At 65.5% G+C, this 21,674-nt stretch carries 20 protein-coding genes; all 20 read left to right on the forward strand.

Annotated elements, in window-relative coordinates; all coding sequences use genetic code 11:
- Positions 1-126 precede the first annotated feature (126 nt).
- The 20 genes from GQY20_RS20080 to GQY20_RS20175 all read left to right on the forward strand — a co-directional run bounded on the left by GQY20_RS20080 (position 127) and on the right by GQY20_RS20175 (position 21,658).
- Positions 127-1,266 (forward strand): oxidoreductase, encoded by a 1,140-nt coding sequence (locus tag GQY20_RS20080; RefSeq protein ID WP_232476167.1) that lies wholly within the window; start codon positions 127-129, stop codon positions 1,264-1,266.
- 33 nt (positions 1,267-1,299) lie between these two features.
- Positions 1,300-1,878, forward strand: a complete 579-nt coding sequence (locus GQY20_RS20085) for a hydrolase (protein WP_157219019.1) — start codon at positions 1,300-1,302, stop codon at positions 1,876-1,878.
- An 8-nt stretch (positions 1,879-1,886) separates the two neighbouring features.
- Positions 1,887-2,642 carry an SDR family NAD(P)-dependent oxidoreductase gene (locus tag GQY20_RS20090; RefSeq protein ID WP_157218919.1) on the forward strand — a complete coding sequence of 252 codons (756 nt, stop codon included), beginning with the start codon at positions 1,887-1,889 and terminating at the stop codon, positions 2,640-2,642.
- Between the two features lie 10 nt (positions 2,643-2,652).
- Positions 2,653-3,717 carry an acyl-CoA dehydrogenase family protein gene (locus tag GQY20_RS20095; protein ID WP_198351074.1) on the forward strand — a complete coding sequence of 355 codons (1,065 nt, stop codon included), beginning with the start codon at positions 2,653-2,655 and terminating at the stop codon, positions 3,715-3,717.
- Positions 3,717-4,940, forward strand: coding sequence for an acyl-CoA dehydrogenase family protein (locus GQY20_RS20100; RefSeq protein WP_157218921.1), 1,224 nt, complete (start codon positions 3,717-3,719; stop codon positions 4,938-4,940). The genes GQY20_RS20095 and GQY20_RS20100 overlap by 1 nt, the downstream gene beginning before the upstream one ends.
- Before the next feature lie 10 nt (positions 4,941-4,950).
- The gene (locus GQY20_RS20105) at positions 4,951-6,105 is read left to right on the forward strand and encodes an acyl-CoA dehydrogenase family protein (RefSeq protein ID WP_157218922.1); all 1,155 of its coding nucleotides are present in this window, start codon (positions 4,951-4,953) and stop codon (positions 6,103-6,105) included.
- An 8-nt stretch (positions 6,106-6,113) separates the two neighbouring features.
- Positions 6,114-7,118 carry an acyl-CoA dehydrogenase family protein gene (locus GQY20_RS20110; protein WP_157218923.1) on the forward strand — a complete coding sequence of 335 codons (1,005 nt, stop codon included), beginning with the start codon at positions 6,114-6,116 and terminating at the stop codon, positions 7,116-7,118.
- A gap of 3 nt (positions 7,119-7,121) precedes the next feature.
- The gene (locus tag GQY20_RS20115) at positions 7,122-8,369 is read left to right on the forward strand and encodes a spinster family MFS transporter (protein WP_157218924.1); all 1,248 of its coding nucleotides are present in this window, start codon (positions 7,122-7,124) and stop codon (positions 8,367-8,369) included.
- Between the two features lie 179 nt (positions 8,370-8,548).
- Positions 8,549-9,862 carry an amidohydrolase family protein gene (locus GQY20_RS20120; RefSeq protein ID WP_157218925.1) on the forward strand — a complete coding sequence of 438 codons (1,314 nt, stop codon included), beginning with the start codon at positions 8,549-8,551 and terminating at the stop codon, positions 9,860-9,862.
- Positions 9,863-10,177: 315 nt separating this feature from the next.
- Positions 10,178-11,599 carry a 3-isopropylmalate dehydratase large subunit gene (locus tag GQY20_RS20125; protein WP_157218926.1) on the forward strand — a complete coding sequence of 474 codons (1,422 nt, stop codon included), beginning with the start codon at positions 10,178-10,180 and terminating at the stop codon, positions 11,597-11,599.
- Complete coding sequence (leuD, locus tag GQY20_RS20130) at positions 11,599-12,258, forward strand: 3-isopropylmalate dehydratase small subunit (protein ID WP_157218927.1); 660 nt, start codon at positions 11,599-11,601, stop codon at positions 12,256-12,258. Before GQY20_RS20125 ends, leuD begins: the two co-directional genes overlap by 1 nt.
- On the forward strand, positions 12,255-13,040 hold the full coding sequence (locus GQY20_RS20135) for an enoyl-CoA hydratase/isomerase family protein (RefSeq protein WP_157218928.1): 786 nt from the start codon (positions 12,255-12,257) through the stop codon (positions 13,038-13,040). The genes leuD and GQY20_RS20135 overlap by 4 nt, the downstream gene beginning before the upstream one ends.
- A 62-nt stretch (positions 13,041-13,102) precedes the next feature.
- Positions 13,103-14,743 carry an AMP-binding protein gene (locus GQY20_RS20140; protein ID WP_157218929.1) on the forward strand — a complete coding sequence of 547 codons (1,641 nt, stop codon included), beginning with the start codon at positions 13,103-13,105 and terminating at the stop codon, positions 14,741-14,743.
- A 3-nt stretch (positions 14,744-14,746) separates the two neighbouring features.
- Positions 14,747-15,220 (forward strand): nuclear transport factor 2 family protein, encoded by a 474-nt coding sequence (locus GQY20_RS20145; RefSeq protein WP_157218930.1) that lies wholly within the window; start codon positions 14,747-14,749, stop codon positions 15,218-15,220.
- On the forward strand, positions 15,213-16,106 hold the full coding sequence (locus GQY20_RS20150) for an isocitrate lyase/PEP mutase family protein (protein WP_157218931.1): 894 nt from the start codon (positions 15,213-15,215) through the stop codon (positions 16,104-16,106). Before GQY20_RS20145 ends, GQY20_RS20150 begins: the two co-directional genes overlap by 8 nt.
- Positions 16,103-16,666, forward strand: a complete 564-nt coding sequence (locus tag GQY20_RS20155) for a PaaI family thioesterase (RefSeq protein ID WP_157218932.1) — start codon at positions 16,103-16,105, stop codon at positions 16,664-16,666. Before GQY20_RS20150 ends, GQY20_RS20155 begins: the two co-directional genes overlap by 4 nt.
- A gap of 15 nt (positions 16,667-16,681) precedes the next feature.
- Entirely contained in the window at positions 16,682-17,452 is a 771-nt protein-coding gene (locus tag GQY20_RS20160; RefSeq protein WP_157218933.1) for an SDR family NAD(P)-dependent oxidoreductase, read from the forward strand.
- A 37-nt stretch (positions 17,453-17,489) separates the two neighbouring features.
- On the forward strand, positions 17,490-18,260 hold the full coding sequence (locus GQY20_RS20165; RefSeq protein ID WP_157218934.1) for an SDR family NAD(P)-dependent oxidoreductase: 771 nt from the start codon (positions 17,490-17,492) through the stop codon (positions 18,258-18,260).
- Between the two features lie 138 nt (positions 18,261-18,398).
- The gene (locus GQY20_RS20170) at positions 18,399-20,771 is read left to right on the forward strand and encodes a TonB-dependent receptor (protein ID WP_157218935.1); all 2,373 of its coding nucleotides are present in this window, start codon (positions 18,399-18,401) and stop codon (positions 20,769-20,771) included.
- A 143-nt stretch (positions 20,772-20,914) separates the two neighbouring features.
- Entirely contained in the window at positions 20,915-21,658 is a 744-nt protein-coding gene (locus GQY20_RS20175; RefSeq protein ID WP_157218936.1) for an SDR family NAD(P)-dependent oxidoreductase, read from the forward strand.
- Positions 21,659-21,674: the final 16 nt, after the last annotated feature.

Here is a 21,674-nt window from a genome sequence, read left to right on the forward strand (position 1 = left end):
CGCTGGGGTGGCACGGAAAATAGGATGATGTGGGAAACGACTTGCCGGCCAGCTAGATTGCATGCAAAGAGCAATTAAGATCAAGCAATGCAAGGCGCGATTCATGCGGATCCGCCGGAGACCGGGATGCAGGACGCTATGGCGACATCAGGACTTTCGCTGGAGGCGCTCTACACATCGTTCACGTGCGGATCGCTGCGGCTGGCAAATCGCTTCGTGATGTCGCCGATGACGCGCGACATGTCGCCCGGCAATCTGCTCAACCCCGAGGCGCCGGCTTATTATGCAAGGCGGGCAGCCGGCGGCTGTGCCCTGGTGGTGACCGAGGGCACGGCGATTCCGCATCCGGTAGCGCACGCCACCAGCACCATTCCCAATTTCTACGGCGACAGCCTGGCTGGCTGGCAGGAGACTGCGCGCGCGGTGCATGCGAACGGCGGCGCGATCTTCGCGCAACTCTGGCATACCGGCCTTTATCGGAGTCGCGAGGAGACGCTCAATCCGCAGATGCCCTCGATCGCGCCCTCGGCGATCGGTGAGGCGCCGGTGCGGGTGATGACCGAGGAGGACATCGCCGATGTGATCGATGCCTATGCCACTGCCGCCGCGAATGCTCGATCGATCGGCTTCGATGGTATCGAGATCCACGGTGCGCATGGCTATCTGCCCGACCAGTTCTTCTGGCCGCCGACCAACAAGCGGGCCGATCGCTACGGAGGTCCGATCGAGAATCGGGTGCGCTTCGCGGTGGAGATGGTGGCCGAGATCCGGCGGCGGACCGCGCCGGACTTTCCGATCATGTTCCGCTTCTCCCAATGGAAGGGGCTGAAGTTCGATGCCAAGGTGGCGCGCGATCCGACAGAGCTCGAGGCCTGGCTCTGCCCGCTCGCCGATGCGGGGGTGGACATTTTCGATGCCTCCACCCGGCGCTTCTGGGTTCCTGAGTTTGAGGGCAGCGATATGAATCTCGCCGGTTGGGCGAAGAGGGTCACCGGCAAGGCCAGCATGACGGTCGGCTCGGTCGGCCTCGAAAGCCCGCTCCACGTCGGCAAGGTCAGCGAGAGCAATGGTGTCGAGGTTTCGACCGAGAACCTGTCCCGACTCGTCCAGATGTTCGAGCGCGGCGATTTCGATCTGGTAGCGCTTGGCCGCATCATCCTCTCCAATCCGGATTGGCCGACGCTAGTGCGGCAGGAGCGGTTCGATGCGATCAGACCCTATGATCCCGCGATCGTCGCGGCCAGACTGGAATGTGCGGCCGCCTGAGGGCGGCGAAACGAGAAGACCGGAGACGAGATGATGCCCGATATTAGCTTCGATCCCGTTACGACCGCCCTGGTGGCGATCGATCTGCAGCACGGAATCGTCAATCTGGAGACGGTGCCCTACGGCTCGGCGGATGTCGTCGCGCATACCGCCCAGATCGCCAAGGCGCTGCGTGCGGCGGGCGGCACGATCATCTTCGTGCGCGTGACCAACAGCGATGACGGCGCCGACGCCCTCGCACCGACCACGGACATCGTCCCGCCGGCACCAGCACCGAAGCCGAGCTACTGGGCCGAGCTGGTTCCCAAGCTCGGCATCAAGGACAGCGACATCATCGTGACCAAGCGGCAATGGGGCGCCTTCTACGGCACCGACCTGGAGCTGCAGCTGCGCCGCCGCGGGATCAGAACGATCATCCTCACCGGCATCGCCACTAATATCGGCGTGGAATCAACCGCGCGGGACGCGTTCGAGCGCGGTTTCGATCAGATCTTCGTCGAGGATGCGACCGCGGCGTTGAATGCCGATGCGCATAAGGGCAGCTTCGCGCTGTTCGGGCGGATGGGCCGCGTCCGATCGACCGAGCAGGTGCTGGACGCGCTGGCGGGATGAGCAAGGCCATGAAGGCCGGGAAGAGATCGGTCGGGCGGCTGGCCGGCCGGAAGATACTGATCACCGGCGGCGGCTCGGGGATCGGGGCGGCGACCGCACGGCGCTTTGTGAAGGAGGGCGCGCGGGTCGCCATCCTCGGTCTCGAGCAGGAGGCGGTCGATGCGGTCGCGGCCGAGACCGGCGGCGAAGCGATCGCCGTGAACCTCACCGATGCCGAAGCGACGCGCGCCGCGGTGGACGAGGCCTTCCGCCGGCTGAACGGGCTGAACGGAATCGTCTGCAATGCCGGCGTCAGCCTCTCCAAGCCGTTTGCCGAGACCAGTGCCGAGGACTGGCACTGGGCGGTGGACGGCAATGCGACCAGCGTCTTCCTGACCTGCCAGGCCGCCTTGCCTTATCTGCGGCGCAACGACGAGGCAACGATCGTCAATCTCGGCTCGGCCGTCGCGCTTTCGCCGCTCAGCGGGCGTGCGGCCTATGCCGCGTCGAAGGCGGCGGTCCATGCCTTCACCAAGGTGCTGGCGATGGAGCTGGCACCGCGCATCCGCTGCAACATCGTCTCGCCCGGTGCCGTCGATACGCCGATGGTGCGCAATACTTTCACCGATCCCGAGGCGATCAAGCGCGTCGAATCGCGTTACGCCCTGCGGCGGATGGGGCGCCCGGACGAGATCGTCGAGGCGATCCTGTTCCTCACCAGCCTTGAATCCTCCTTCGTCACCGGCACGACTTTATCGGTCGATGGCGGGCGGATCTATTATTGAGCCCGCGGCGATGAACTTCGACTATTCCGAAGAAGAATGCGCACTGGCCGAGCAGGCGCGCCGCCTGCTTGCGGAGCGGGCGCCGCCGTCGCTGATCAGGGCGCTGCTCGAGGGCGAGGGGCGGGACAGGGCGGCTGCGCTCTGGACCGAAGTTTCCGCGCTCGGATGGCCGGCCATCGCCATCCCGGAAGCGCATGGCGGGCTGGGTTTCGGTCATGTCGCGCTCTGTGCCTTGGCCGAGGAGGTCGGGCGCGCCATGGCGCCGCTGCCAATGCTGCCCTCAATCTATCTCGCCGCCGAGGCGATCGCGACTGGTGGTTCGGAAGCGCAGAAGGCGCGCTGGCTGCCGCGGATCGCCTTGGGCGAGATCGTCGGGACGGCGATCGTCGGCGCAAGCGTTTCAGCCACGGCCACCGGAAACAGGCTGACCTTGCCCGCGACCCTGGCGCCGTTCGGTGCCGAGGCGTCCATCGCGGTGGTGGCCGGTCGTGACGGCGCGTGGATCGTCGACCTCGGACAGGCCGGTGTCGTGCGCACCGCCGTACGCACGATCGACCAGAGCCTGCCTTGTGCGACGATCGCCTTCGATCGTGTCGAGACCGAGCCGCTGCAGATGATCGATGCGGAACGCATCCTGGCGCGCGCGGCGGTGCTCGTGGCGTTCGAGCAGCTGGGCGGCGCTGATGCCTGCCTCGACATGGCGCTGGGCTATGTGCGCGAGCGGCGGACGTTCGGACGGGTGGTCGGCAGCTATCAGGCGGTGAAGCATCGGTTGGCCGACATCTATGTCGCGAACCAGCTTGCCCGCTCCAATGCCTATTATGCGGCCTGGGCGCTCTCGGCGGATGCGCCGGAACTGGCGCTTGCCGCGGCGACCGCGCGGGTCTCGGCGACCGCCGCCTATGAGCTGGCCGCGCGCGAGAATATCCAGCTGCACGGCGGCATCGGTTTCACCTGGGAGGCGGATTGCCACCTCCATTATCGCCGCTCGCGCGTGCTGGCGCAGATTCTCGAGCCGGTCGAGACCTGGCATCGCCGGCTTGCCGCGGCGCTCGACAGGGAAGGGGTGGCCTGATGGATTTCGAGGACACGGCCGAGGAAGCGCGGTTTCGCCGCGAAGCGCGGGAGTGGCTGCAAACGCATGCGCCGCGCTATGCGCCGCCGGCGGGAGAAAGCGATGCCGAGGGCTTCGCGCTGCTGCCGCTCGCCCGGCGTTGGCAGACCGCAAAGGCCGAGGCGCGCTATGCTCGGATCAGCTGGCCCGAGGCGCACGGTGGTCGCGGTGGCACCGCGATGGACGAGGTGATCTTCGAGGAGGAGCAGCGACGCTTCGCGCTGCCACCCGATCCGTTCGGCATCAGCCTCGGCATGTGCATTCCGACGATGATGCAGTGGGCAGAGCCGCAGGTCGCCGAACGCTTCGTCCGCCCGGCGCTGCGCGGCGAGGAGATCTGGTGCCAGCTCTTCTCCGAGCCGTCGGCGGGCTCCGATCTCGCCAATGTCCGCACTCGCGCGGTGCGCGACGGCGACGGCTGGATCGTCAGCGGGCAGAAAGTCTGGACCACCGGCGCGCATGTCTCCGACTGGGGGACGATCTTGGTGCGCACCGATCCTGCAGCCGAGAAATATGCGGGCCTCTCCTATTTCTGGTTCAACATGAAGTCGCCCGGCGTCGAAGTCCGGCCGATCCGTCAGGCCTCGGGCCATGCCGCATTCAACGAGGTGTTCTTCACCGAGGTGCGCATCCCTGATGCGCAGCGGCTCGGGGCCGTCGGCGGCGGCTGGAAGGTGGCGATCTCCACGCTGATGAACGAGCGGATGGCGGTGAACGAGGCCGACATCGCCAACATTACTATCGACGACGTCGTGCGCATGGCCCGCCGGCCGGGCTGGACCGGCGGGCGGCCGATCGACGATCCCGCCGCCTGCGCTCAGATAGCCACGCTCTATGCGTGCAGCATGGGCGTGCGTTACACGCGCTATCGCATGCTCACCCAACTCTCGCGCGGTGGCCTGCCCGGGCCCGAGGCGGCGATAGGCAAACTGGCGCTTGCGCGCAACATCCAGGACATGGCCGCTTTCGCTATGGAGATGCGCGGTCCCGCCGGCATCATCGACGACCGCGGAGGTGATCCCGACCTCGCCGCGATGCAGGAGGCTTGGTTCTATTCGGCTGGCTTGCGCATCGCTGGCGGCACCGACGAGATATTGCGCAACACCATCGCTGAGCGTGTGCTCGGCCTGCCGCAGGAGGCGCGCGTCGACCGCGGCGTGCCCTTCAACCAACTCACGAGCTGATGGGACCGCGATGAATCTGGATTTTACGCCGCAGGAGGAGCAGTTTCGCCAGGAGGTGCGCGCTTGGCTCCAAGACAATGCGCCGCGCGAGCATCGCCCGGGCGACGGCGAGGCGATGCGCGATTTCGACATCGCCTGGCAGCGCCGCCAATATGAGGGCGGGTGGGCGGGCATCGCCTGGCCGGAGGAGTATGGCGGGCGCGGCCTCTCCACCATCGAGCAGCTGATCTGGTACCAGGAATATGCCCGGGCCGGCGCGCCCTATATCGGCGTCAACTTCGTCGGTGTGCTGCATGGCGGCCCGACCTTGATCGCAAACGGCAGCGAGGAGCAAAAGAAGGCGCATCTGCTGCGCATCCTCAAGGGCGAGGAGGTGTGGTGCCAGGGCTTCTCCGAGCCGGGATCGGGGTCGGACCTTGCCTCGCTGCGCACCCGCGCCGAGATCGACGGCGATCATCTCGTGGTCAACGGCCAAAAGATCTGGACCAGCTTCGCGCAATGGGCCGACTATCAGGAACTGCTGGTGCGCACCGATCCGGACGCGCCCAAGCATAAGGGCATCAGCTGGGTGATCTGCGACATGCGCGCGCCGGGCGTGCGGGTGCGCCCGATCCGGACGATCGCCGGCCATCACGAATATTGCGAGGTGTTCTACGATGACGTCCGCATTCCCCTGGCGAACGTCGTCGGCGGGCTAAACAATGGCTGGCGGGTCGCCATGTCGACCCTGGGCTTCGAGCGCGGCACCGGCTTCATGAACGAGCAGGTGCGGCTCGCGACCGATGTCGAGGCACTGATCGCGCTGGTCAAGAGCAGGCCGGCGCTGATGCGCGATACCGACATCACCCGGCGCCTGTCGCGGCTGCGCGCCGAGACGGCGGCGCTGCAGGCGATGACCTATGCCGGCATCTCGCTCAACGAGCGGCGCGGCGCGCCCGGCGCGGAGGCCTCGATCCTGCGGCTCTATCATGGGCTGCTGACCCAGCGGCTGGGGCGGCTCAGCATGGAGGTGCTCGGCACCGCGAACCTTGAGCTGAGCGATCCCGAAGCGGGCTGGACCGGCCCCTATCTCTATTCCTTTTCGCGTACGATCGGCGGCGGCACCGCCGAGATCCAGCGCAACATCATTGCCGAGCGCGTGCTCGGCCTGCCGCGCAGCCGATAGGATTTCCGATGGACCTGATGCCGTCCCCCGAAGAGGAGCAGATCATCGATACGGCGCGCGCGCTGCTGTCGAAGGAGCTGCCGGTCGATTACCTGCGCTGGGAGAAGGGAGCTGCGGCTGCGCCTGACCGCGCGCTGCTGTCGGCCTTTGCCGAGCTTGGCTGGATCGCGCTCGGATTGCCGGAGGATGCCGGCGGTTTCGGCTTCGGGGCGACCGAGGAGATGCTGCTGTTCCGCGAGGCGGGGCGCGCGCTGGTGACGCCGATGCTGATGGCGGCCGTGATCGCGGCGCGGCTGGCGGCGGCGCGGGGCGATGCGGAGAGCGTGGCCGCGCTGGTCAGCGGCGAGCGCAAGGTCGGCCTCACCATTTCCGCCGACGGTGGCGAGCCGCATTATGTGATCGAGGGTGACGGTGCCGATCATGTCCTGCTGGTTGCGGGCAACCGCGTCGCCTTGCTGCCTGCCGGGAATTTCGGCGAGCGCGCTCCGGTGGCCGGCGTGGACGGTGCCGTCACGCTCGAGCGTGCGACCCTCAACGAGGACGGTGCCGCGCTGTCAGCCGACGGCGAGGCGGCCCGGCCGCTGCTCCGCCATCTCTCGCTGCTGATCGCGGCGACATTGGTCGGCGCAGCCGAGGCGGTGCGCGATCTGACCGTAGCGCATGCCTCCGAGCGGAGCCAGTTCGGGCAGAAGATCGGCAGCTTCCAGGCGGTGAGTCATCCCTGCGCGGACATGGCGGTGCGGTGCGAGGCGGCACTGTCGCAGGCGAAGCTGGCCGCCATTGCGCTGCGCGACGGCAGCGAGGATGCCGGCTTCCAGGTGCAGGCGGCGCGGATCGTCGCGATCGATGCGGCGATCGCCAATGCGAGCGCCGCGATCCAGCTTCATGGCGGGATGGGCTTCGCCGCCGAGTATCCGATACATTTCTATCTGAAGCGTGCGCATCTGCTGGACCAGGTCGGCGGCGCCGCGGCGAGCCAGCTCGACGCCTTCTTCGCGCTCGACGCGCTGTAGCCCATGTCGCGAACCGCGGCCGGAGCCTATCGCTGGTACGTGCTTGGGCTGATGGCCGCGGCCTATGTCTGCCATTCGATTGACCGGCAGATCGTCTCGGTCGTCATCGAGCCGATCAAGGCGGAGTTCGGCGCGAGCGACAAGGCGATGGGCCTGCTCGGCGGGCTCGCTTATGCGGTTGCCTTCTCGATCGCCTGCCTGCCGCTCGGCTGGCTGATCGACCGGGTGAACCGGCGGACTTTGTTCACGGCGGTGCTGTCGGTCTGGAGCGGGCTGACCCTGTTGTGCGGCTTCGCTGGCAGCTTCGGCAGCCTGCTGCTGATGCGGATGGGAGTCGGCGCGGCGGAGGCGGGCGCGCAGCCGCTGTGCGTCTCGCTGCTGTCCGACTATTTTGCGGCCGGGGAGCGTAGCACCGCGATCGGCCTCTTCTATCTCAGCACCGCGATCGGGCTGGCGGCGAGCTTCCTCGGCGGCGGGCTGATCGCGGCCCATTATGGCTGGCGCGCCGCCTTCTTTCTGGCGGGCCTGCCCGGCATCGTGATCGCCGTGCTGATCCTCGCCACGCTGCGCGAGCCCGTGCGCGGCCATCTCGATGCGGGCGAACGCGCCGTGACCGAGACGGTCGGTGCGATGCTCTGGCATTTTTTGCGGGCGCCGGGCCTGATCCATCTGGCGATCGCGATGACGCTCACCTCGCTCACCGTCACCGCGCTGTGGACCTGGGCGACATCGCTGCTGATCCGCATCCATCATGTGCCGCTGGGGCATGCCGGCATCATCGTTGCGGCAGGCGCGCTGTGTTCGGCGCTGGGATCGATCCTGAGCGGGCGTATCGCGGACAGGCTGGCGCAGGCGGGGCTGCGGCGGCTGGCGCTGGTGCCGATGGTGACAACCTTGCTCTGCGTGCCGTGCGGGATCGCCTTCGCCTATGCGCCGGGGCTGCCGTCGGCGCTCCTCGCGCTTGCGGTGACGGCGTTCGTGATGGGCGGCTATCTCGGGCCGGGATACAGTTTGGCGATGGGGTTGGTGCGGCCGGGCATGCGCGGCTTCACCGGCGCGGCGCTGCAGCTGTGCATCAACCTGCTGGGATCGGGGATGGGGCCGGTGGTGGCGGGCACGTTCAGCGATGTCATCGGCGGGCCGCTGTCGCTGCGGCCGGCGCTGGCGTTGACGATGCTGTTCAATCTCTGGGCGGCGCTGCATTTTGCGCTGAGCTATCGAGGGTTGATGGCTGACGTGCATGCAAAATAGCAAGTGCCTCGCCGTGGATTGGCCGGAAATTGTCAAATTCCCAGCGAATATGCCTCGGTGTTGCATGCGATGTGGGTTGCGCGGCGTAGGCGGTTGGGGCAGAAATGATCCGAAGCCACGGCATCGCGCGATGCGGCCGACTGCCGCGCCCGATACCCGTTCGAAAGAGGAGAGTGACGATGAAGCTCGAAGATATGATCCTCGTCAGCGTGGACGATCATATCGTCGAACCCGGCGACATGTTCGACCAGCATGTCACCGCCGCCCAGAAGGCCAAGATGCCCTATGTCGTGCGCGAGGGTTTCAACGATCACTGGGTGTATGAGGGGCGGAAGCTGCCCAATCCGGGGCTGAACGCCGTTGCGGGCCGCGTGCCGGAAGAATTCGGCTGTGAGCCGACCTGCTATGATCATATGCGGCCGGGCGCCTATAATGTGCATGCGCGTGTCGACGACATGAACGCGAACGGCCTGCTGGGGTCGCTCAACTTTCCGACCTTTCCGGGTTTCGCGGGCGACCTCTTCTTGAACGCGAAGGACAAGGATGCGGCGCTGATCGCGGTGAAGGCCTATAATGACTGGCATATCGATGAATGGTGCGGCGCCTATCCGGGCCGTTTCATTCCCACCGCGATCACGCCGCTATGGGATGTCGACCTGATCGTCGAGGAGATCAAGCGCGTCGTCGCCAAGGGCTGCCACGCGATCACCTTCACCGACAATCCGTCGAAGAAGGGCCTGCCGGGATTGCATACCGATTATTGGGAGCCTTTCTGGAAGGCCTGCGCCGACAATGACGTCGTAATCTGCAACCATATCGGCACCGGCAACGTCCCCCAGCATCCGTCGATGGAATCGCCGATCGACGCCTGGATCATCGGCATGCCGATCTCGGTGTCGCTGAGCGCGGCGGACTGGCTGCACCTCAAGGCGCTGCAGCGCTATCCCAATCTGAAGATCGCGCTGTCGGAGGGCGGGATCGGCTGGATCCCCTATCTGCTGGAGCGGGCCGATTTCACCCAGCAACAGCATGGCGCATGGACCCATGCCGACTTCGGCGGGAAGAAACCGAGCGAGGTGTTCCGCGAGCATTTCATCACCTGCTTCATCGACGACAAGTTCGGCGTGCTCAACCGCTACGAGATCGGCGTCGAGACGATCACCTATGAGTGCGATTATCCGCATTCCGATTCGCTCTGGCCGCGCGCGCCGGAGATGCTGCTCGAAAGCCTGGCGGGCGTTCCCGACGCCGAGATCGACCAGATGACGCACGAGAATGCGATGCGCGCCTTCAGCTACGATCCGTTCAGCCTACTCGGCCGCGAGAATTGCACGGTCGGTGCGTTGCGCGAGCTCGGCAAGAATGTCGACGTGACGCTCAAGGCCTATGGCGCGGCGGGTGGATCGAGCCCGCTGGAGCAGGGCGTGAAGCGCGTCGTCACCTCAGGCGATGTTGTGAAGATGTTCCCCCACGCGGTCGAAGAGGCGGCGTAAGACGACGGCCTGTCATCCCAGCGGAAGCTGGGATCCCTCTCAACCCCGAACCGGTTGCCCGTAGAGAGTGATCCCAGCTTTCGCTGGGATGACGGGATGATATTCACAACCATCGCGAAGCGCGCTCTGAAAAGCGCCACGACTTCGCACGATTCCATGCATTCTGGTGAGAAACATCGCGCCAATGTGATGCGATCGGCTTGCCAACGGAAATATTGCATGCAATATCGTCCGTGCATGCAACCGGGTGCTTCGGCCTGGAGCGATGCACGCAACGGCTGACCAAAACGAGGATCGAGGGGCCCGCATATCATCATGGCGCAAGCGCAACCGGCCACCCTGATCGAGAAGCTCTGGCGCGCTCATGAAGTCGCCGATCTTGGCGACGACACCTCGCTGCTGCATATCGACCGGCTGTTCCTTCACGAACGCTCCGGCGGGCGGATGCTGCAGGGGGTTGCCGCCGCGGGGCGGACGGCCTTCGATCCGGCGATGATCTTCGGGACGCTCGATCACATCATCGACACCGATCCCGGACGCACGGATCAAACGAAATTCCCCGGCGGGCCCGAATTCATCCAGCAGTTCCGCTCCGGTACCGCGGCGGCGGGCATTCGTACCTTCGATCTCGGCGATCCCAACCAGGGCATCGTGCATGTAATCGCGCCCGAGCTCGGCATCGCGCAGCCCGGCATGACATTGGTCTGCGGCGACAGCCACACCTGCACGGTGGGCGGCATCGGCGCGCTCGCCTGGGGGATCGGCATCACCCAGGGCGAGCATGTGATCAGCACGCAATGCCTGGCGGTCAAGCGACCCAAGATGATGCGCGTCCGCTTCGACGGCGCGCTCGGCGCCTGCGTGACCGCAAAGGACATGATCCTCCACCTGATCCGGCTGCACGGCGCGCGGGGCGGGCAGGGCTGCGCGATCGAATTCTGCGGCAGCGCGGTCGCCGCCCTCTCCTGCGAGGCGCGGATGACGCTGTGCAATATGGCGGTCGAGTTCGGTGCATGGACCGGCATCGTCGCGCCGGACGAGAAGACGATCGATTTCATGCGCGGTCGCCCCTTCGGTCCCGAGGCAGGCCACTGGGCCAACGCCGAAACCTGGTGGCGGACGCTGCACAGCGACCAGGGCGCGCGGTTCGATATCGACATCGCCATCGATGCGTCGGCGATCGCCCCCCAGGTCACCTGGGGCACCAGCTCCGAACAGTCGATCGGCATCGACGAAGCGGTGCCGTCGCCGGACGACGTTGCCGATCCCGTCGCGCGCGGCTCGGCCGAAAAGGCGCTGGGCTATACCGGGGTTACGCCCGGCCGGCCGCTGACCGGGCTGCCGATCGAGGCGGCGTTCATCGGCAGCTGCACCAACAGCCGGATCGAGGATCTGCGCGGCGCGGCGGCGCTGCTGCGCGGCCGGCATGTCGCCGAGGGCGTCAAGGCGATCTGCGTGCCGGGATCGAGCACGGTGAAACGGATGGCGGAGGCCGAAGGGCTCGACCGGATCTTCGCCGATGCAGGCTTCGAGTGGCGCGAAGCGGGATGCTCGCTCTGCTTCTATGCGGGCGGCGACAGCTTCGGGTCGGCGCGGCGCGTCATCAGCTCCACCAACCGCAATTTCGAGAATCGACAGGGGGTCGGCGTGCGGTCGCATCTTGCCAGTCCGCTGACCGTGGCCGCGTCTGCCGTCGCGGGCGAGATCAGCGATCCGCGGGATCTGGTGACGCGCTGATGGAGCCGTTCGTTCACCTGAAGGGCGTCGCTGCGCCGCTGCCGATCGACAACGTCGATACCGATGCGATCATTCCGTCGCGCGAGACCCAGTCGGTGTCGCGGTCGGGCTATGGCGAGAAGCTGTTCGCCAATTGGCGCTATCTGCCCGGCACGCGGGAGATCAACGCGGATTTCGTGCTCAACCGGGAGCCGTTCGCGCAGGCCCAGTTGCTGGTCGGCGGCCGTAACTTCGGCTGCGGCTCCTCGCGCGAGGCGGCGGTATGGGCGCTCAGCCAGTTCGGCATACGCTGCGTGATCGCGCCCAGCTTCGGCACGATCTTCCGCAACAATTGCATCCGCAACGGTCTGCTGCCCGTCACCCTGCCGATCGAGGTAATCGAGCCGCTGCTGAGCGATCTCCAGGCCTGTGTCGGCCAGGCGATCGTCGAGATCGATCTTCAGGCCTGTACCGTCACCGGCCCGGACGGGGCGGTGCATCGCTTCGAGATCGGCGCGCTCGATCGCGAGATGCTGCTCAGCGGGGCCGACGAGATCGCCATCACGCTGCAGAAGCGCGGATTGATCGAAGCCTTTCGGAACATGGATCGTACCCAGCGTCCCTGGGTGTATCAGGACAGCCAGATATGGGCCGAGGATGCACGGGAGACGGGCACATGAGCTACAACCAGATCCGTTACGAGACGGGCGACGATCATGTCGCGACGATCACGATCGACCGCCCGGACCGGTTGAACACCTTCACCGATACGATGGCCGACGAATTCGTCGACGCCTGGCGCCGGGTGCGCGAGGACGACGGCGTCCATGCCGTCGTGCTGCGCGGCGCGCCGGAAAGCCGGGCGTTCAGCACCGGCATCGACGTCGCGGAAGGCATGGAGATGCTGCGCCACGCCAATGTCTGGCGCCAGGGCGACCCGGGCGAGAAGCTCGGCCCCAAGCACAATGACGTCTGGAAGCCCGTGATCTGCGCGATGCATGGACTGGTCGCGGCGGGCGCCTTCTACTGGGTGAACGAGGCGGATATCGCGATCTGCTCCGAAGACACGCAATTCTTCGATCCGCACGTCACCTTCGGCATGGTCGCCGCGCTCGAGCCGATCGGGCTCTCGCGGCGGATCCTGCTGGGCGACGTGATGCGCATGGCGCTGCTCGGCAGTCACGAACGCATGGGCGCGCATACCGCGCTGCGCGTCGGCCTGGTCAGCGAAGTGACCACCCGCGAGGAACTGCATGTACGTGCCCATGCGCTGGCCGCGATCATCGCCAGCCAGCCGAGCGCGGCGACGCAAGGGACGGTGCGCGCGGTGTGGGAGTCGCTCGATCTCGGCCTGACGCCGGCGCTGCGCCAGGCGGTGCGCTACTGGCAGGTCGGCAACCCCCAGGGCGAGGCGCAGATCGACCGCGGCAATATGCCCAAAATCTCGTGGAAGGAACGCTGATGGCAACTTGTCTCGACACGCGCCCCGGGGACGCCATCAGCTCGAAGGAAGGCAGGAAAAGCATGCTCGACGCGGAAGGCCGTATCGCGGAAGGTTGGAAGACGGGCGAGCAGGACAGCATGGTCGCCGCGCTCGATCGTGCGGCCCAGGCCTGGCCCGATCGGGTGTGGCTCGATTTCCTCGGTGAGACCTTCACTTTCGCCGAGATGGACCGCGCCACCAACCGGATGGCGCATGCTCTCGTCGGCCTCGGCGTGAAGCCGGGCGATACCGTGATCTCCTTCCTCGACAACAGCCCGGATGCGATCGTCGCCTGGTTCGCGATCAACAAGGCCGGCGCGATCGCGGTGCCGATCAACACTGCCTATCGCGGGCCTTTCCTGCGCCATCTGGTGACCGATGCGGACGCCCAGATCGTGATCGCCGAGCCCGATTATGCCCAGCGGCTGGCGCAGATCGCCGATGCCATCCCTGGCGTGCAGCGCATCCTCTATCGCGGCGACAAGCCGGATATGGGCGAGTGCACCATCCCGTGCGAACCGCTCGATGCCTATCGCGGCGACGACGACTCAGCGCTCGGCATCGCGGTGCAGCCGCGCGATCTCGCCTGCCTGATCTACACGTCGGGCACCACCGGCCCGGCGAAGGGCTGCATGATCAGCCATAATTATGTCTGCAATCTCGCGCGGCAGAATAACGGCGTCTATTCGATCACCGACGCCGACACGATGTGGACCTGCCTGCCGCTGTTCCACATGAATGCGATCGCGGTTACCCTGATGTCGACGATGCTGGTCGGCGCGCGGGCGGCGGTGGTTCCCAAATTCTCGGTGACCAATTTCTGGCCGGAGATCCATCGCTCGGGCGCCACCATCGCGAGCGTGCTCGGCAGCATGGCGGTGTTCGTCGCGCGTGCGCCGGACAATGCGGCGATGCTCGCGGCCAAGGGGCAGCTGCGCGCCGTGCAGGGCGCACCCTGGCCGCCCGAGGTGGCGGACACGTGGCGCGAGCGCTTCGGCGTGAAGAGCCAGATCGCAGCGCGGCTCTACGGCATCACCGAGGCGTGCCTGGTCACGACGATCGGCGCCGAGATCGAGGTACCGCCGGGCAGCTCGGGCAAGCGCAACGACGTATTCGACGTGCGTATCGTCGACGATGACGACAATGAAGTCCCTCCCGGCACGCCGGGCGAGATCATCTGCCGTCCGCTCAAGCCGCATGTGATGTTCGAGGGCTATTGGAAGCGGCCGGCGGAGACGCTGAAGGTCTTCCGCAACATGTGGCTGCACATGGGCGACATCGGCAAGTTCGACGAGGATGGCTGGTTCTACTTCCTCGACCGCAAGAAGGATTATCTGCGCCGCCGCGGCGAGAATATCTCGAGCTTCGAGATGGAGGCGGTGTTTTCCAGCCATCCCGACATTTCAGAGGTAGCGGTGCACGCCGTGCTGTCCGATGCGTCGGAAGACGACATCAAGGTGACCGCGGTCCTCCAGGAGGGCGCTACGCTGACCGAGGAGGCGCTGTGCCGCTGGTCGATCGACAAGGTGCCCTATTTCGCGATCCCGCGGTACATCGAGTTCCGGCCCGAGCTTCCGAAGAATCCGGTCGGCCGGGTGCTCAAGTTCGAGCTGCGCGACGACGGCTGCACGGCGACGACCTGGGATATGGAAAAGGCCGGCATCAAGGTGGACAGGCGCTGAGCGATGGCAGGCGGCGCCAACCACCCGAGCCCCGAAGCCGTCATCCTCGGCTATTTCGAGGATATCTCGGCGAAGCGCTTCGCGGCGGCCCGCGCGCGCATCGCCGATGACGCGACCTGGTGGGTGGTGGGCGAGGGGCGCTGGCCGCTCGGCGGCACCTACAGCAACCGCGAGCTCGGCAAGCTCTTCGGGATCGTCGACGAACGCTTCCCTGAGGGGCTGCAGATCACTGTGCAGCGGACCACGAGCGAGGGCGACCGCGTCGTGGTCGAGGCGGAATCGCACGGCATCCGGCGCGACGGGCGGTCCTATAATAACAATTACGTCTTCATTTTCATCGTGCGGGACGGGTTGATCCGTCACCGGCGCGAATATTGCGACATGTTCCACGCCGACGATCTGCTCTGCGGCAGCATCGGCGATGGGAGCGGCGCGACCGCGTCGGACAGCAAAGCAGGGACACAAGGATATGCGTAAGACCACGCGGCTGAGGAAGCTGATCGAGGATCCGCGACTGCTCGTCATGCCCGGCGCCTATGACGCGCTGAGCGCACGGATCGCCGAAGAGGCCGGCTTCCAGGCGGTCCAGGCATCCGGCGCGAACATCGTCGCCTGCCACTTCGGCGTGCCGGACTACAGCCTCGTCTCCGCGCGCGAGATGGCGGAGCATACCGGGCGTATCGCCAATGCGGTCGACGTGCCGGTGATGGGCGATGCGGATACCGGCTTCGGCAATGCCGTGAATGCCTATCTGACGGTGCAGCAGTTCGAGCGGGTCGGGGCGGCGGGCGTGAACATCGAGGACCAGGTGATCCCCAAGAGATGCGGGCATCTGGAAGGCAAGACACTACTCGACATCGACGAGGCGGTCGCCAAGATTCAGGCCGCCGCCGATGCTCGGGAGGACAAGGATTTCGTCATCAACGCGCGAACCGACGCGCTTGGCGTCTTCGGGCTCGACGAGGCGATCCGGCGCGGCAACGCCTATCTCAAGGCCGGCGCGACGATGGTGTTCCTCGAGGGCGCCGATTCTGCCGAGAATATCGAGGCCGCGGTCAAGGCGATCGACGGGCCGGTGGCGGTGAACCTCGTCGAAGGCGGCAAGACACCGTCCGGTCTCAGCTTCGCGAAGCTGCAGGCGCTCGGCATTGCGCGCGTGAGCCTGCCGTCGACCGCGATGCAGGCGACGGTGCAGGCGCTGCGCACGGTGTTCGGGCGGGTCAACGCCGCCGGGGGCATCGAGGGCTATGAGGATCTGCTCTGCGGCTTCGGCGTGGCGCAGCGGCTGCTCGGCCTCGAACAGATATTTGCGCTGGAGGATCGCTATATGGCCGGGCTGGTCGGGCCGGCGGGCGATCAGTGACGACCGCCGCCGGAGCCGCCGTCTCCGGCGAACGGAGGCGTAGCTATGGCTGGGCTCCGGTCGAGACGCTTCAGGATGCTCTCGCGACGATGACCGGCCTGGAATTCTTCCAGGCACTGGCGAGCGGTGCGCTGCCGCCGCAACCGATCACCGCCACGGTCGGCTGGACGGTGATGGAGGCGGTGCCGGGGCGGCTTCGGCTGGGATTCGAGCCGCAGGAGCATCTGTTCCATGCCGGCGGCCTGCTGCATGGCGGCGTGATCGCGACCCTGCTGGACAGCGCGATGTCGGGCGCGGTGATGACCTCGCTGCCGTTCGGGCGCGGCTGCACGACGGTGCATCTGTCGGTCGACAATATCCGGGCGGTCCGGCCCGATGCGGGGCTGCTCACCGTGACCGGCGAAACCACGCAATGCGGCCGCAATGCCGCCTTTGCGAGCGGCACGATCACCGATGCGCAGGGTCGGCTCTACGCCCGCGCCACTACCAATTGCCTGGTGTTCGATCGCCAGGGCCATGCGGCCGATCCGGATCTGCCCGGACGGACATCGCGATCATAACGGCAGGAGAGAGACGTGGGTGATTTCGAAGGCAAGGTCGCGATCGTCATGGGCGCTTCGACCGCGGGCGGCATGGGCGATGCGACCGCGCGCCGGCTGGCGAGGGAAGGTGCGAGGGTCATCGTATCCGGCCTGGGCAAGGCGCATCTCGAGGCGCTCGCGGCAGAGATTGGCGGCTCGGCGTTCGAGGCGGACATCACCGACGAGGCGCAGGTGAAGGCGCTGGTCGACCATGCCGTGACGACCCATGGCGGCCTGCATATCGCCGCCAATCTGGCCGGCCTGTGCGATCGTTGCTCGATCCGCGACATCACCGAAGAACATCTGCTCAAGATGACGAAGATCAACTATTTCGGGCCTGTCTGGTTCGTGAAGCAGGTGGCCGAGCAGATCGTCGATGGCGGGGCAATCGTCACCATCTCGTCGCTTTCGGCGCATGACGCGATCTCGGGCATCACGGCTTATGGCGCGGCCAAGCGCGCCGCGGATCGGTTCGTGCAGGCGGCGGCGCTCGAATATCGCGCCAAGCGGCTGCGCATCAACGCGGTCATCCCCTCGACCAACGACACCAACATGCTGCGCAAGGGCATCGCGGAGTTCGGCGGCGAATATGAGTCCTTCATCAAGCCGTTCGTCGATCTGACGCCGCTGGGCCGCATTTCACGGCCCGGCGACATTGCATTCATGGTGCACATGCTGCTGCGCGACGAGTTTTTCGAGACCGGCCAGCTCTGGAACTGCAGTGGCGGCAACGCCCTGCTCGGCCAGCCGCGCGCCTACGCCTGAACCGCATAAACCAATCAAGACATCGAGGAGAGCAGTCATGGGTGAATTGTCCGGCAAGGTGGCGATCGTGATGGGCGCTTCGACGCCTGGCGGCATGGGCGAGGCGACCGCGCGCCGCCTGGCGCGCGAAGGCGCCAAGGTGGTGGTCTCCGGTCTCGGCCGCGAGCATCTCGAGACAGTCGCCAAGGAGATTGGCGGCTCGGCGTTCGAGGCGAACATCACCGTCGAGGCCGAGGTGAAGGCGCTGGTCGATCACACCGTCGAAACGTTCGGCGGCCTTCACGTCGCGGCCAATCTCGCCGGTCTTTCCGATCGCTGCCCGATCCGGGAGTTCACCGAGGAGCATCTGCTCAAGATGACGAAGATCAACTATTTCGGGACGGTCTGGTTCGTGAAGCAGGTGGCCGAACGGATCGTGGACTATGGCGCGATCGTCACCATCTCGTCGCTCTCCGCGCATGATCCGCTGTCCGGCATCACCGCCTATGCCGCCGCCAAGCGCGCGGCCGACCGGTTCGTGCAGGCGGCGGCGCTCGAATATCGGGACAAGCGGCTGCGCATCAACGCCATCATTCCCTCGACCAACGATACCAACATGCTGCGCAAGGGCATCGAGGAATATGGCTATGATTTCGATACGTTCACCAAGCCGTTCATCGAGCTGACTCCGCTCGGGCGACTCAGCCGGCCCGAGGACATTGCCGGCATGGTCTTCATGATGATGCGCGACGAGTTTTTCGAGACCGGGCAGATCTGGAATTACAGCGGCGGCAACTCGCTGATGGGCCATCCGCGCACGCTCGCCTGACCGAACCGCAGCTCGGCCGCTTCTCCGCCCGGAAATGGCGGCCGATCTCGTGGTTGCATGCAATTTTGTGTTGCATGCAACTTCGGCAGATAATAAAGCTGATAACCTGCAAAAGCGGCGAAATAAGGGGAGGATTGAATGCAACAATTCCATAAGCGGGGTGCGCAACTTGCCGTGCTCATGCTGTCGACAGCCTATTGCGGCGTCGCGCATGCGCAGGATGCGGCGCCACAGACAGCGCAGGCACAGGATGGGCAGGCAGCCGGCGACATCATCGTAACCGCGCAGCGGCGCGAGCAGCGGCTGAGCCAGGTGCCGCTTTCGGTGCAGGCGCAGACCGGCGAAGCGCTCACCAAGGCCGGAGTCACCGATTCCCGGGCGCTCGAGCAGATCACGCCTGCGTTGAACTTCACGGCCGGCTATTCGCCGACCACCTCCTCGCTCGTCATCCGCGGCGCCGCTTCGCTCGCCAACGAAGGCGGCATCCAGCCGAGTGTCGGCGTGGTAGTGGATGGCGTGCCGGTGGCCCGCCAGGGCGAATTCGTGAGCGATCTGGCGGATATCGACCGGATCGAGGTGCTGTCCGGCCCGCAGGGTACGCTGTTCGGCAAGAATTCCACCGCGGGCGTGGTCAACATCATCTCGACCAGGCCCAAGCGGACGCTCGGCGCCTCGATCGAGTTGACCGGCACCAGCGACGAGGAAGTCATCGCCAAGGGCATGGTCAACGCGCCGGTGGCCAATGGCATCTCGGCCCGCTTGGTCGGATATTATCATTATATCGATCCGATGATCAAAAACCTCGCCGGTCCCGATCTTCACGGACAGAAATCCTATGGCGGACAGGCCAAGCTGCTGTTCGATCTTTCGGACGACGTGAACCTGCTGCTGAGCGCAAGCTACAATCACAGCTACAGCACGTTTGGCAACAACTTCGTCATCACGCCGAATTCCGAACCGCTGGGTACTTTGCAGCGTGCCGTCTTCGGACCGATGGGATGGGGCGTCGACGTCGTCAACCAGGATACGGTTTCGTACAACAAGAACCGTCTCTATAGCCTGACCGCGGAATTGAACGCGGACCTGAGCGACGACCTGCACCTCGTCTCGATCACCGGCTATCGCAACTCGAACAACAAGACCGAGATCGATGTCGATGGCGGCCCGGTGGGCGTCAATCCGGGCAGAGGCTACTCGCCCAATCCGCTCGGCTATCCGATCCAATATGTCGCGACCAACGACGATCACCAAGTCGAGGTCTACAAATATTTCTCGCAGGAAGTGCGGCTCGCCTACAGCAAGTCGGGCCTCGATATCGTCGGCGGCGTCTATTATCAGAATTATGACGAAACCCGCCAGCTGCTGCTGCCGTTCATCCTCGATGGCGCCTTCGCCCTCCAGAATCCGGCACTGGCGGGTGTCCCGTTCTTCAGCAACGACATTCTGCACACGAGATTGTCCGACGACACGATCGCGGCGTTCGGCGACGTCACCTATGCGGTAACGTCGACGATCAACGTCTTCGGCGGCCTGCGCTTCACGAACGAGAAGCTCAAGCTGAACTATGATCACGACATCTTCTTCAATCCGGCGACCGGCTTCTTCAACCCGATCACTGTCACCAATACGGCGCCGCCGGTCGGGAACATCAATTTCGTGTCGAAGCGGACCGACAATAATCTTTCGGGGCGCATCGGTATCCAGTGGAAGCCACGGCCGAACCTCAACTATTATGCTTCGTTCAACCGCGGCTATAAGGGATCGGCGGCCAATCAGGGTCGAGCGGCCAATGATGCGGCTACAGCTCTGCTGAAGCCGGAAATCGCGGACGCGTTCGAGATCGGTGCCAAGCAGCGCTTTTTCGACGGTGCGGTGTCGCTCGACGTCGCGATCTACAAGCAGAAGATCAAGAATATCCAGCAGACCTCGATCATCGGCGGCGTCACCGTCGATCTGATCAACGCCGGCGCGCTGAGCATCAAGGGCTTCGAGGCCAACCTGACCGCCCGTCCGATCGAGGGCCTCGCGCTCAGTGCGGGCCTCGTCTACAATGACGCCCATTATAGCGGGAAGAATATCAGCTTCCTCTGCGGCCCTTCGGCAACCCCCGGCGTCGGCCGGTGCCGCGCCGACGGCACGCAGGATCTGAACGGACAACAGGCGATCGGGTCGCCGAAATGGAAGGTGGTCACCTCGGCCTCCTACGACATTCCGGTCGGCAGCGACCTGAAGGTCAACCTGCGGGTGGCGTATAACTGGCGCAGCAGCATCCAGTATCAGCTGCAGGAGGATCCGCTGACCCGGCAGCCCAGCTATGGCATCCTCGATGCCTCGGTCGCGCTCGGTACGATGGATGACAGGGTGCAGCTCACCCTGTTCGGCAAGAACCTGACCGATAAGTTCTATTATTCGAACCTCAATACCGCCGATTTCTTCATCGGCCGGCAGTTCGGTAATATCGGTCGGGATTATAAGCGCTACGGCGGATTGCGCCTGACGTACAAGATGTAAGGTGTCCGCTAGAGCATGATGATTTAGGGTTGGCTTTTCGTCATCCCAGCTTTCGCTGGGATAACGTGCCAATCCGGTGTCATCATGCTCTAGCGCTCTCCCGCAAGCGGGAGAAAGCTTGAGTGTAGATATCGGGGAAGACGATGAAGCCATTTGCCGACAAGGTTGCGCTGGTCACGGGAGCGGGAACGGGCATCGGTGCGGCGACCGCCATCGCACTGGCCGGGCAGGGCGCCCGGGTGGCGCTGATCGGCAGGCAGGAGAGCGATCTGGCCGCGACGCTCACCACGATCGAAGGAGCCGGTGGGGAGGCGCTGGCGATAGCGGCCAGCGTCGACAGGCCGGAGCTGCTCGAAACGGCCGTCGCGCAAACGGTGGATCGCTTCGGCGCGCTGCATTTCGGCATCAACAACGCCGGCATATCGGGCCTGTCCGCACCGGCCGGGACGCTCGATCCCGCCGCGTGGGAGCAGGTGATCGGGGTCAATCTCGACGGCATCTTCCACGCCATGCGCTACGAGATCCCGGCGATCCTCGCCGCGGGCGGCGGTGCGATCGTCAACATCGCGTCGGTCTTCGCCAATCGCGGGCTCCCTACGCGGTCGGGCTATTCGGCGGCGAAGCATGGCATCATCGGCCTCACCCGGGCCGCCGGCATCGAATATGCCAAGCAGGGCATCCGCATCAACGCGATCTCGCCAGGGGTGATCGATACGCCTTTGCTGGACGATGGACGCGAGCAGACTGCGCTGTTCACCCAGGCGATTCCGATGGGGCGGCTGGGCCGGCCCGAGGAACTGGCGAATGCCGTGCTCTTCCTGCTGTCGGACCAGGCATCCTATATTACGGGTACGGAGCTGGTCGTCGATGGCGGCTTCCTCAGCTGAATGTGCTGCTTGCGGA

It is taken from the genome of Flavisphingomonas formosensis (assembly GCF_009755815.1).
In the GTDB taxonomy this organism is placed as follows: domain Bacteria; phylum Pseudomonadota; class Alphaproteobacteria; order Sphingomonadales; family Sphingomonadaceae; genus Flavisphingomonas; species Flavisphingomonas formosensis.